Source organism: Burkholderia anthina, from assembly GCF_001547525.1.
Lineage (GTDB): Bacteria > Pseudomonadota > Gammaproteobacteria > Burkholderiales > Burkholderiaceae > Burkholderia > Burkholderia semiarida.
In genome coordinates, this window is record NZ_CM003768.1 from 1509393 (window position 1) to 1521917 (window position 12525).

A 12525-nucleotide genomic window follows, 5' to 3' on the forward strand; every position below is an offset into this window, starting at 1 on the left:
CGGATGACGAAGGTTCAACCCGACTGGCTCGCGCTCGCGACGCGTTTCGCGCAACTGCCCGACGCGCAGCGCGCGGTCTTCATCGACAAGCTCGGCGCGGCCGGCATCGATTTCCGCGTGCTGCCGATTCCGCCGCGCACGCCGCGCAGCGACCGCGTGCCGGCGTCGTTCGCGCAGACGCGGCTATGGCTGCATGCGCGGCTGATCGATGCGCCGGACGCGTACCACATCACCGAGCGCCTGGCGCTGACGGGCCCGCTCGACGGGCATGCGCTGCGTCTCGCGTGCGATGCGCTGATCGCGCGCCATGAGGCGCTGCGCACGACTTTCGACGAAGCGCAGGACGGCGTCGCGCAAACGATCCACGCGCCGCTGCGCTGCCCGTGGCGCGAAACCGATCTCGAAGCGCTGCCGGACGCGCAGCGCGTGCCGCGCGCCGAAGCCGTCGCGGCGGCCGACGAAGCCGAACCGTTCGACCTCGGTACCGCGCCGCTCGTGCGTGCGCACCTGGTGCGCTTCGACGCGACGCATCACTGGCTCGTGCTCACCGTGCATCACATCGTGTCTGACGGCTGGTCGTCGGGCGTGATGCTGGAAGAGCTCGCGGCGTTCTATCGCGCGTATGCGTCGGGCGAGCCGGTGCCGCTCGCGCCGCTGCCGATCCAGTACGCCGACTACGCGCTGTGGCAGCGCCGCTGGCTCGATGCCGGCGAGCGCGACCGCCAGCTCGCGTTCTGGCGCGAGCGGCTCGATCCGCAGCGCGGCGTGCTGACGCTGCCGGGCGCGGCCGCACGGCCGGCCCGCCGCAGTGCGCGCGGCGCGCGTCACGTGTTTTCGCTCGATGCGCGCGTCGGTGCGCAGTTGCGCGCGTTCGCGGCCGCGTCCGGCGCGACGCCGTTCGCGGTGCTGCTCGCCGCGCTCGACGCGCTGCTGGCGCGTGCGACCGGCGACGCGCGGATCTGCGTCGGCGTGCCGGCCGCGAACCGCGAGCGCGCGGAAGTCGCCGGCCTGATCGGCTTCTTCGTCAATACGCTGGCAATCGACGTCGACGTGCCCGCGCACGGCGATTTCTCGTCGCTGGTCGCGCGTACGCAGCGCGCGCTCGTCGACGCGCAGATGCACCAGGACGTGCCGTTCGAGCAGGTGGTCGACGCGCTCGGCGTGCCGCGCAGCGCGAGCCACCATCCGCTGTTCCAGGTGATGGCCGCGTATGGCGAACGCCGCGCGCTGCCGCCGCTCGGCGCGGCGTCGGCCGCGCTGCTGCCGTCGGGCACGCCGTCCGCGAAATTCGATCTGACGCTGTCCGTCGAAGCGACGCCGGACGGCACGTTCGACGCGGCCTTCATCTACGCGCTCGACCTGTTCGACGCGGATGCGATCGCACGGCTGGCCTCGCGCTTCGTCACGCTGCTGACCGACGCGCTCGCGCGTCCCGACACGCCGATCGGCGATCTCGACTGGCTGCCTGCCGACGAACGCGCGCAGCTCTTCGCGTGGAACGCACCGGCCGGCGCGGCCGCCACCGAGCCGTTCGTGCCGGTGCACGTGCGCATCGCCGCGCATGCGCACGCGCGGCCCGATGCACGCGGCGTCGCCGATATCGATCGCGCATTGACGCGCGGCGAAGTCGATGCGCGTGCCGCGCGCCTGGCGCGCCATCTGGTGGCGGCCGGCGTGCGGCCCGAGATGCGCGTGGGCGTCGCGCTACAGCGCTCGGTCGATCTGCTCGTCGCGCTGATCGCGGTGCTGAAGTCCGGCGCCGCGTTCGTGCCGCTCGACCCGGCGCACCCGCGCGAGCGGCTCGCGCAGATCGTCGGCGATGCGAACATCGCGCACGTGCTGACCGACGCCGCGAGCGCCGCGTCACTGCCCGAATTGCCGGAATTGCGCATCTGGCGCGCGGACGAAATCGATGCGCTCGACGAAGCCGCGCACGTCGCGCTGCCGGACGTGCTGCCCGGCCACGCGGCGTACGCGATCTACACGTCGGGCTCGACCGGCAAGCCGAAGGGCGTGATCGTCGACCACGCGTCGTTCGCGCTGCACTGCGCGGCGATCGCCGAACGCTACGGCGCAGGCGAGAACGACGTGTTCCTGCTGTTCCAGTCGGTCAATTTCGACGGTGCGCACGAAGGCTGGTTTTCGCAATACATGTCGGGCGCCGCCGTGTCGGTGACGGCCGACGTGCTGTGGCCGCCCGCGCAGACCTGCGCGATGATGATCCGCGACGGCGTGACGATGACCTACGTGCCGCCGGGCTGCGCCGCCCAGCTTGCAGAATGGGCGCTCGCGCACGGCGCGCCGCCGACGCTGCGTTCGCTGACCGTCGGCGGCGAGGCGACGTCGCGCGAGGCGTTCGCGATGCTGCGCCGCGCGCTGCCGAACGTGCGCGTGGTCAACGGCTACGGCCCGACCGAAACGGTCATCACGCCGACGCTGTGGATGTTCCGTCCCGGCGACGATCTCGCGAAGCTCGGCGACGCCGCGTATTTGCCGATCGGTACGCTGGTCGGCGCGCGCACCGCGCACGTGCTCGACGCGCGGCTGCATCCGCTGCCGGTCGGCGTGATCGGCGAACTGTATCTGGGCGGCGAGGGGATCGGCGTCGCACGCGGCTACCTCGACCGCCCGGCGCTGACGGCCGAGCGTTTCGTGCCCGATCCGTACGGCGCGCCGGGCGCGCGGCTGTACCGTACCGGCGACCTCGTGCGGCGCCGCGCGGACGGCGTGTTCGACTTCATTGGCCGCGTCGATCATCAGGTGAAGCTGCGCGGCCTGCGCATCGAACTCGGCGAAATCGAGGCGCAGCTTGCCGCGCACGACGCGGTGCGCGAAGCCTGTGCGGTCGTGCACGGGCAGGGCGCGCTCGCGCAGCTTGTCGCGTACGTCGAGCTGACGGCGGAGGCGCGGGCGGCCGCGCAGCCGGTCGAAGCCGCGGCGCTCGACGCGCATCTGCGCCGCACGCTGCCCGACTATATGGTGCCCGCGCAACTGATCGTGCTCGATGCGCTGCCGCGCAACGCGAACAGCAAGGTTGACCGTGCGCGGCTGCCGGCGCCCGTGCGTGTCGAACGCGCATACGAGGCGCCGCGCGACGGCGACGAAGCCGCGCTCGCGGCGATCTGGTGCGACGTGTTGAACCTGGAACGCGTCGGTCGCGGCGATCATTTCTTCGATCTCGGCGGCCATTCGCTCGCGGCCGTGCGCGTGGCGACGCGCGTGGCCGAACGGCTCGGCCGCGACGTGCCGGTGCGCGCGCTGTTCGAGGCGCCCGTGCTTGCCCAGTACGCGCTGCAGGTGGCCGACGCGCCGCGCGCCGCGCAGGCGGGCGCCACGGCGCCGGGTATCGCCGTGGCCAAACCGGACGCCCACGGCGTGTGGCCGCTGTCGCCCGCGCAGCTCGGCCTGTGGTTCCTGTGGCGCGCGCAGCCGGACAGCGCCGCGTACAACATTCCGGTCGCGCTGCGCGTGCGCGGCCCGCTCGACGTCGATGCGCTGCGCGCGGCGTTCTCGGATGCGGCGGCCGTGCATCCGGCGCTGCGCGCGCGGCTCGTCGCCCGCGACGGCGCGCTGCCGGGTCAGCGGATCGACGCGGACGTGGCCGTCGCGCTGCCGGTGATCGACCTGTCGGCCCGAGCCGATGCGCTGGCCCGCGCGGCCGCGCTGACCGACGAGGATGCGCTCGCACCGTTCGACCTCTTGGCCGACGCGCCACTGTGGCGCGCTCGTGTGCTGCGGCTCGGTGCGAACGACCACGTGCTGTCGGTGACGATCCATCACATCGTGTCGGATGGCGAATCGATCGAGCTGTGGCTCGACGCGGTGCGAGCTCGCTATGTCGCCCGCGTGCAGCGCAGCGGCGCGCCGGCCGACGAAGCCGACCAAGCCGCCCGACCGGCCCTCCCGCTCGTGCTGCCCGCGCCATGCCATCCGGCGCGCGTCGCGTACTGGCGCGACGCGCTCGCGGATCTGCCGTCGCGCGTGTTGCCGCAGCGCGCCGATGCGCCGGCCGTGCCGCAATGGCGCGCGGCCCGTATCGCGTTCGAATTCGACGCACAACTGATTCGCGCAGCGCGCGACGCCGCATCGGCCTCGCACGCGACGCTGCCGATGCTGCTGCACGCGGCGCTCAACACCGCGCTGTTCCGCGCGACGGGCGCGGCCGACCAGCCGGTCGGCGTGCTGGCGTCGACGCGCGAGCTCACGGGCGACGCGGCCCGCGCCGCGCTCGGCCTGTTCATCAACTCAGTCGTCGTGCGTACGCGGATCGGCCCGGCGGCGCGCCGCGCGGACGTGCTCGCGCAAGTGCGCGACACGGCGCTCGCCGCGTATGCGCATGCCGACGTGCCGTTCGCCGACGTCGTGGCCGCGCTGCGTGCGCCGCGCGCCGCGCAGGCCAATCCGCTGTTCCAGGTGATGTTCAACTACCTGCGCCCGACCGGCGCCGCCGCACGCGACTGGGCCGGCCTGTCGCTGGCCGAATTCAACGAGACGCGCCATCGCGTCGTGTTCACGCTGGAGCTGGACGTCGTCGAGCATCCGGACGGCCGCGTGAGCGCCGCGTTCTCGTATGCGGACGAATTGCTCGCGCGCGATTTCGTCGACGCGCTCGTCGAGCTGTATCACGACGAGGTCGCGCGTTTCGCCGGCGCGTCGGAAGCAGCGCTCGGCGCACCCGATGCGCGCGCAACCACGCACGGCGCGTTCGGCGCCCACGCTCACGCGGCAGCGCCAGTCGATGCAATGCCGTCGCATGCCGCCGCCGCGCTCGCCGCGCTGTGGTCCGACACGTTCGCGACGGCCGCTCCCGAGCCCGATGCCGACCTGTTCGAAGCCGGCGCGACGTCGTTCGACGTCGTGCGCTTCGTCGACGCGGCCGGCCGCGCCGGTCACGCGCTGACGGTCGCCGACGTGTTCGCGGCGCCGACGCTCGCGGCGCTCGGCGCGCGGCTCGATGCGCGAGCGGAAACGGGACAGGAGGCGCGCCATGCTGGCTGAAGTGCGTCCGGACGGATTCACGATGCTCGATACCTACCGGCTCGCGTTCGCGGACGGCCTGTTCGCCGTGCGCGACGGCGCGGAGATCCGCGTCGCGCACGGCGACGGCATCGGCGCGCAGTTGCTGCGCGCGCAACTCGGCGACGACGGCGCGCTGCGCCTCGTCGCGTACAACCATCGCGCGGCGCCGGCCGACCAGCGGCGGGCGCTGCTGGCCGCACTGGCCGCGGCGTTTTCGGACAGCGCGCGCCACGCGGCGGTCCGGCTCGACCCGGCTGCCTGGCCGGCCGTCGCGCTCGACGCGTTGCGCGCGAGCGGCGTCCTCGCCGACGGCGGCCGCTGCCTGCGCGACGGCTGGGCGCAACAGGCCGACCTGTGGCGCGTCGGCCCGGCTCTGCCGTGCGCGACGCTGCCGACGATCACCGACGGCCGGCGTCATCCGCGCCGGCCGCCCGCACCGCGCGGCGACGTCTATGCGCGCGACCTGCCGGCGCTCGGCGTGCGCTTCACGCTGCGCGGCTGGCAGCCGGCCGAGGACGCCGAACGGCTCGCGCGCTGGTTCGCGGAGCCGCGCGTGCGCGACGGCTGTTTCGACGGCGAGCCGTTCGCGTATTTCGAGGCGTTCTGGCTGAAGGAGGACGCGCTCGCGCCGCACGTTGCGGCGCGCGACTACGACCGCGGGCTGCGGATGCTGGTCGGCGAGTCGCGCTGGCGCGGCGCGCACCGCGTGGCCGGCTGGCTGCCGTCCGTCGTGCATTACCTGTTTCTCGACGACCTGCGTACCGAAGCGGTCGGCTGTGCCGTTCCGGCCGGCCATACGCGGGTTGCCGACCATCTCGCGCGGCATGGCTTCGCGCGGCAGCGCCGTCTCGCGCTGGCCGACGCGCAGCCGCTGTGGATGCGCACGCTGCGCGAGACGTTCTTCTCCGGCCGTCACGTCTGACGGGCCGGATTCACCGACAAGGGAGCTGAGACATGCAGAGAGAAACCGTATTCGACCTGATCGGCGTCGGCTTCGGGCCGTCGAATCTGGCGCTGGCCGTGCGCCTCGCGGAGCGCGGCGGCGCGCACACGCTCGCCCATTGCTTCATCGAGCGCCAGCCGGAATTCGGCTGGCATCGCGGGATGCTGCTCGACGACTGCCGGATGCAGATTTCGTTTCTGAAGGATCTCGTGACGATGCGCGATCCGAAGAGCCGCTACACGTTCATCAACTATCTGTTCGAACGCGGTCGGCTGAACGAATTCATCAACCTGAAGAATTTCTACCCGACCCGCGTCGAATTCCACGATTACCTGAGCTGGGTCGCCGATGCGTTCGACGATCGCGTCCATTACAGCGAGACGGTGCTGGGGATCGAACCGGTGCGCGGCGACGGCGCGAGGATCGACGCGCTGCGCGTGCTGTCGCGCGACGCGGCCGGCCACGAGCGCCAGCGCGTCACGCGCGCGCTGTCGATCGGCGTCGGCGGCACGCCGGCGATTCCGGATGCATTCGCCGCGCTCGGCCGCGACCGCGTGATCCATTCGTCGTCGTACCTGGCCGACATCGACCGGCTCGTCGCGTCGCCCGACGGCGAACGCCGCCGCGTCGCGGTGATCGGCGCGGGGCAGAGCGCGGCCGAGGTGTTCATCGACCTCGCGCGCCGCTTCCCGTACGTCGACGCGAGTCTCGTGATGCGCGCCGGCGCGTTGAAGCCGGCCGACGACAGCCCGTTCGTCAACGAAATTTTCAGCCCCGAATTCACCGACGTCGTCTATGCGCAGCCGCACGACGCGCGTCGTGCGCTGCTCGAGCGCTATCGCGACACGAACTACGCGGTGGTCGACCGGCCGCTGATCGAGCAGATCTACGAAATGCTGTACCTGCAGCGCATCGACGGCACGCCGCGGCATGCGCTGCTCGCGAACAGCGCGATCGAGGCCGCGGTGCGCGCCGCCGACGGCCGCATCGAGCTGACGCTGCGCGACCGGATGAGCGGCGCCACGCGCGTCGAGCGTTTCGATGCGCTCGTGCTCGCGACCGGCTATCGCCGCGACACGCATTCGGCGCTGCTCGAAGGGCTCGCGCCGCATCTGGGCGATGCGCTCACGCGCGGCGACGTCACGCGCGACTACCTGCTCGCGACGCCCGAGCACTTCGCGCCGCGCATCTACCTGCAAGGCTGCTGCGAAGACAGCCACGGCCTGTCCGACACGTTGCTGTCGGTACTGGCGCGCCGCGCGGACGAAATCTGCGCGTCGCTCGAAGACGGGATCGCGCTCGCCGAGGACGACGGCGCGGCCCGGGCAACGCACGAAAAACGACCGAACAACGGGGTGAGCGCGGGCCGGATGGCTTTCGCTCTTTGACAAAGGCGCGGTCGGAGACCGCATGAAAAAGTGGAGCAGAAGAAGATGGAGTGGGCAACAGGCACGCGTTTGCGTGCGATCGCAGCCGCGGCGAGCGTGGCGTTCGGTACGGCGGCAGGGCACGCATACGCCCAGACGGCGCCGGCCGTGAACGCGGGCGCCGCGGCGTCGGCCAGCAGTGCGCAAAACGGCGCGACGGCGAATGCGTCGACCAGCGCGCAAAACGGCACGCTGCCGGCGATCACCGTCAACGCGGCCTCGGCAGGTGACGGCACGGTCGGGCTCGTCGCGAAGCGCAGCACGACCGGCACCAAGACCGACACGCCGCTCAACGAGATCCCGCAGACGATCAACGTCGTCACCGCACAGCAGATCGAGATGACCGGCGCCACCGACGTGAACGCGGCGCTGCGCTACGTGCCGGGCTTCTCGTCGTACGGCTCGGACAACCGCTCCGACTGGTACGCGGCGCTGCGCGGCTTCACGCCGACCGCCTACGTGAACGGGCTGCAGGTGCCGAACACGATCAACCTCGCGAGCTGGCGCGTCGATCCGTACATGATCGACAGCATCAGCGTGCTGCGCGGGCCGACCTCGGTGCTGTACGGCGCGGGCGATCCGGGCGCGATCATCGACGTGCACACCAAGCTCGCCGACGGCGAGCGCGTGCGCGAAGCGGGCGTGCAGATCGGCAACTACGCGCGCAAGCAGTTCATGATCGACGTTGGCGACAAGCTCGATCCGGACGGCAAGTATGCGTACCGGTTCGTCGGCGTCGCGCGCGACGGCAACGCGCTGACGGGCCCGAACAACGACCAGCGCGTCGCGCTCGCGCCGTCGTTCCGCTGGCGCCCGGACGCGGATACGTCGCTGACGCTGTCCGCGACCTACCTGCAGGACTGGGGCGACATCTCGTCGAACTTCCTGCCCGCGCAGGGCACGGTGCTGCCGAATCCGAACGGGCAGCTCGACAAGGACGTCTACGGCGGCGACCCGAATTTCAACTACTACCGCAAGAAGCAGTGGTCGGTCGGCTACCAGTTCGAGCGCAACCTGACGCCGGCCTGGACGTTCCGCCAGAACACGCGGCTGATGCACCTGTCGCTCGACAACGGTTCGGTGTTCGGCAACGGCTTCGTCGAGGGCAGCACGACCGACGTGTCGCGCTGGGCCGGCGTGTTCCAGATGAACTACAGCCGCTTCGACATCGACAACAACCTCGAGGGCCGCTTCGCCACGGGCCCGCTCCAGCACACGCTGCTGCTCGGCTTCCAGTACAACCGGCAGACCGCGACCGACAGCGAATGGCTGGCCGCCGCGCCGCCGCTGAACATCTACAACCCGGTGTACCAGCCGGTCACGACGGCGGTGTTCACGCCCGACGCGACGTTCCGCACCAACACGTACACGACGCTGAACACGTTCGGCCTGTACGCGCAGGATCAGATCAAGTGGAACCGCTGGACGCTGACGCTCGGCGGCCGCGAGGACTGGGTCAACCTGCGGCAGGACGACCGCGCGGCCGGCACGTCGACGAAGGCCGATGTGACGGCATTCACCGGCCGCGTCGGCCTCACGTACCAGGGCGATTACGGGTTGTCGCCGTACGTCAGCTACGCGACGTCGTTCAATCCGCTGATCGGCGTGAACCTGGTCGGCGGCGGGCTGCCGCAGCCGACGCGCGGCAAGCAGATCGAAGCCGGCCTGCGCTGGCAGCCGCCCGGCAAGAACCTGATGCTGAACGCGGCGATCTACCAGATCAACCAGACCAACGTGCTCACGTCGGCGCTGCCGAGCCAGGACCCGACCGGCACGAAGTCGGTGCAGACGGGCGAGGTACGCTCGCGCGGGATCGAGTTGAGCGCGACCGGCAAGGTCACGCGCAACCTGTCGGTGATCGCGTCGTACGTCTATCAGGACGTGAAGAACGTGCAGGCGAACGACGTCTCGCTGAACAACTGGCCGGTCGATATCCCGCGGCCGCGCCAGATGGCGTCGCTGTGGACCGACTGGACGTGGCACACGGGGCCGCTCGCGGGCTTCGGCCTCGGCGGCGGCATTCGCTACCAGAGCGCGTCGGCCGGTGCGGCCGACAACTCGCTGACGGTATCGAGCGTCACGCTGTTCGACGCGGGCCTGCATTACGACATGCGTAACTGGCGCTTCGCCGTGAACGGGACGAACCTGTTCAACCGTCATTACATCAGCGGTTGCCAGTCGAACAACGTCTGCATTTTCGGGACCGACCGCACGGTAATCGCGACCGCGAAATACAACTGGTGACGTCGCGCGCCGCGGCTCGCCGGCCGGCCTTCGTGGCCGGCGCGGGCGGCCGCGGCGCCTTCGTCCGCTTTTCCACGACGCATCCATGCCGAAGAAAAATCTCGTCTACATCCAGTCGCTGCGCAACGGCGCGGCCGATCGTGCCGGCCAGCCGGTCGCTTATCGGGGCGGCACGCGCTACATGAAGGCGCCGCTCGAATTCCTCGTCGAGCGCCTGAACGATTCGCCGCTCGGCGAACGCTACACGCTCCAGGGCGTGATCGTCGACGACGACGAAGGCTCGCCCGCCGACCGCGCGAAAGTGGCCGACTACGGTTTCGCGCGCACCCCGGGCCGACCGTGGATCCTGCCGGAAGGCCTGACGGTGCAGGGCAGGCCGGTCGACGAACTGTTCTGCACGATTGCGTCGACGTACCGGCGGCTGCCGCGCGACGCGCGCGAGCGCGTGGCCGGCAAACAGGCGTTCGAGCGCCGCGTGCTCGAACGCCTGCTCGAACTCGAAGCGGACATCGTCGTGCTCGACGGGCTGCTCGTGATCCTCGACGAACTCGTGCGGCCGGGCGCGCGCTTTCACCGGCGCATCGCGAACATCCACCCGGGCATCACGGCCGACGATTCGCCGTACCAGCGGCGTGGCGCGTGGGCGACGCTCGACGCGCTGCACGGCGCGCGCGGCGAACGCGTCGACTGGGCCACTGGCGCCACGTCGGCGGTCGAACCCGTGACGATGACGGGTGCGTCGTTCCACTACGTCGACAACGGTATCGATTCCGGCGAGGTGATCTGCGACGTGCTCGACACGCCGATCGCGCCGGACGACACGATTCTCGAACTGCGCTGGAACAACTTCCAGCGCAGCCTGTTTCCGGCGCTCGAGCGCGGGCTGCACGTCCTCGCCGACCGCCACGACGCGGGAGCATTGTGATGCAAGACACGCTGACGAAACCGGCCGGCGCCGCCGACGCGGTCGAAGGTGAAGCGGCCGCCGCGCTCGACGGCGCCGCGCACGGGCAGGCGGCGGCCGTCGTCGAGCATGCGCTCGACGCATGGCGGTCCGACGACACACCCGACGCGCTGCTCGCGACGTTCGTCGCGCTGTTCAACACCGACACGCGGTACGACGCGGCAACGATCTCGGTGCCGCGCGGCGGCGCCGATGCGGCGGCCGTGGCGGCGTACGTCGCGCGTGCGGTGCGCGAGGGCGTGATCGACGGCGCGCAAGTCGCGGGCGACACGCTGCGGCTCACCGTGTCGCGCACGACGTTCTGGCAGAATCCGCGGCCGTGGCTGAAGGCGAGCGCGTCGGGCGGAATGCCGCTGCGCTACGCGATCACGAACGGCCATCGGCATCCGGTGCGGCCGCCGTCGCCGGCTGGCGAGATCTATGCGCGCCACATGCCGCAGGTCGGGATGACGTTCAGCCTGCGCACCGTCGACATCGATGCACACGCGGACCTGTTCAGCGGCTGGATGAACCTCGACCGTGTCGCGCATTTCTGGGACCAGCGCGGCACGCGCGACGAGCATGCGGCGTATCTCGCCGAACGGCTGGCCGACCCGCACATGCACCCGATGATCGGCTATTTCGACGACACGCCGTTCGGCTATTTCGAGTTCTACTGGGCGAAGGAGGACCGCCTCGCGCCGTTCTACGACGCGCACGACTACGATCGCGGGCTGCACCTGCTGATCGGCGATTCGCGTTTCCAGAGCGCGGGCAAGCTGCATGCGTGGTGGAGCGGGGTGCTGCACTACATGTTCGTCGACGAGCCGCGTACGCAGCGGCTCGTCGGCGAGCCGCGCGTGGATCACGTGCGGCATATCGCGTACATGCACCGGCTCGGGTTCTACACGCTGAAGGAATTCGATTTCCCGCACAAGCGCGCGGCGCTCACCGTGATCGAGCGCGATACGTTTTTTGACACTTTCCGGTTGCCTTGACGGGGCCGGGCACGCGGCGTCGCTGCGACGGTGCGCGCGGCCTTGCGATGCGCATGCATCTGCCGTCCGGTATATGGACCGCGCGGCCTGCGTCATGAAGAATGGGGCACTTCTCTCATCGACGACAGGCCGCCAGCATGAATCAGACATCCTCGACAACGTGGGACGCAACCGCGAGTTCGCCACCCGCCAAATTGACATATGTCGGCATATGTCTAGAATGGGCGCATCGTACTTCCATGGAGTGGCTCATGCGCACCGTTTCCATTTTCAAGAACGCCCGTAACCAGGCAATCCGCATCCCGAAGGACATGGAGTTCGAGGGTGTCACGGAACTCGAGATCCGCCGCGAGGGCGATACGCTGCTGTTGCGGCCGGTACGTCCCACGTGGCTGTCGTTCGCGAACGAACCGCTGGCCGATGCCGATTTCCTTGCCGAACGCCCGGCCGTCATCGAGTCCGGTCGCTTCGATCTGTCCGGCGACGCCGACGCCCCGACGGAGTCCAACCGGTGACCACGCTCTACATGCTCGATACGAACATCTGTTCGTTCATCATGCGCGAGCGGCCACCCGTCGTGCTGTCGCGGTTGCAGTCGTGCGTCAACGCGCAGCACCGGATCGTCGTGTCGGCCGTTACCTACGCCGAGATGCGCTTCGGCGCGGTTGGCAAACGAGCGTCCCCGAAGCATGCGGAACTCGTGACGGCCTTCGTTTCCCGGCTGGATGGCGTGCTGTCGTGGGATTCCGCGGCAGTGGACGCCACGGCCGCGATTCGCGCGGCGCTCGCCGTACGCGGCACGCCGATCGGCGCAAACGATGCGTCGATCGCCGGGCATGCGATCGCGGCCGGTGCGGTGCTCGTCACGCACAACGGCCGCGAATTCGGCCGTGTCGCGGGGTTGTCGCTGGAAGATTGGGCGGCATGAACACGTCGGGCTGAAAGTGCGAT

8 protein-coding genes are annotated in these 12525 nt (G+C 70.4%); all 8 read left to right on the forward strand.

Going from position 1 to position 12525, the window contains the following annotated elements:
- The first annotated feature begins 3 nt into the window (after positions 1-3).
- The 8 genes from WS64_RS06960 to WS64_RS06995 all read left to right on the forward strand — a co-directional run bounded on the left by WS64_RS06960 (position 4) and on the right by WS64_RS06995 (position 12502).
- Positions 4-4998, forward strand: coding sequence for a non-ribosomal peptide synthetase (locus WS64_RS06960; protein ID WP_060966087.1), 4995 nt, complete (start codon positions 4-6; stop codon positions 4996-4998).
- Entirely contained in the window at positions 4988-5941 is a 954-nt protein-coding gene (locus WS64_RS06965) for a GNAT family N-acetyltransferase (RefSeq protein WP_060966088.1), read from the forward strand. Before WS64_RS06960 ends, WS64_RS06965 begins: the two co-directional genes overlap by 11 nt.
- A gap of 32 nt (positions 5942-5973) precedes the next feature.
- Positions 5974-7350: a lysine N(6)-hydroxylase/L-ornithine N(5)-oxygenase family protein gene (locus tag WS64_RS06970; protein ID WP_060966089.1), complete on the forward strand. Its 1377-nt coding sequence runs from the start codon at positions 5974-5976 to the stop codon at positions 7348-7350.
- Positions 7351-7395: 45 nt separating this feature from the next.
- Positions 7396-9633 (forward strand): TonB-dependent siderophore receptor, encoded by a 2238-nt coding sequence (locus tag WS64_RS06975; RefSeq protein WP_060966910.1) that lies wholly within the window; start codon positions 7396-7398, stop codon positions 9631-9633.
- Positions 9634-9718: 85 nt separating this feature from the next.
- A complete protein-coding gene (locus WS64_RS06980; RefSeq protein WP_059643312.1) occupies positions 9719-10558 on the forward strand; it encodes a formyltransferase family protein in 840 nt (279 codons plus the stop codon).
- Positions 10558-11574: a GNAT family N-acetyltransferase gene (locus WS64_RS06985; protein WP_060966090.1), complete on the forward strand. Its 1017-nt coding sequence runs from the start codon at positions 10558-10560 to the stop codon at positions 11572-11574. Before WS64_RS06980 ends, WS64_RS06985 begins: the two co-directional genes overlap by 1 nt.
- A gap of 251 nt (positions 11575-11825) precedes the next feature.
- Positions 11826-12089 (forward strand): type II toxin-antitoxin system VapB family antitoxin, encoded by a 264-nt coding sequence (vapB, locus tag WS64_RS06990; RefSeq protein WP_059584333.1) that lies wholly within the window; start codon positions 11826-11828, stop codon positions 12087-12089.
- On the forward strand, positions 12086-12502 hold the full coding sequence (locus tag WS64_RS06995; RefSeq protein WP_081066539.1) for a type II toxin-antitoxin system VapC family toxin: 417 nt from the start codon (positions 12086-12088) through the stop codon (positions 12500-12502). Before vapB ends, WS64_RS06995 begins: the two co-directional genes overlap by 4 nt.
- Positions 12503-12525: the final 23 nt, after the last annotated feature.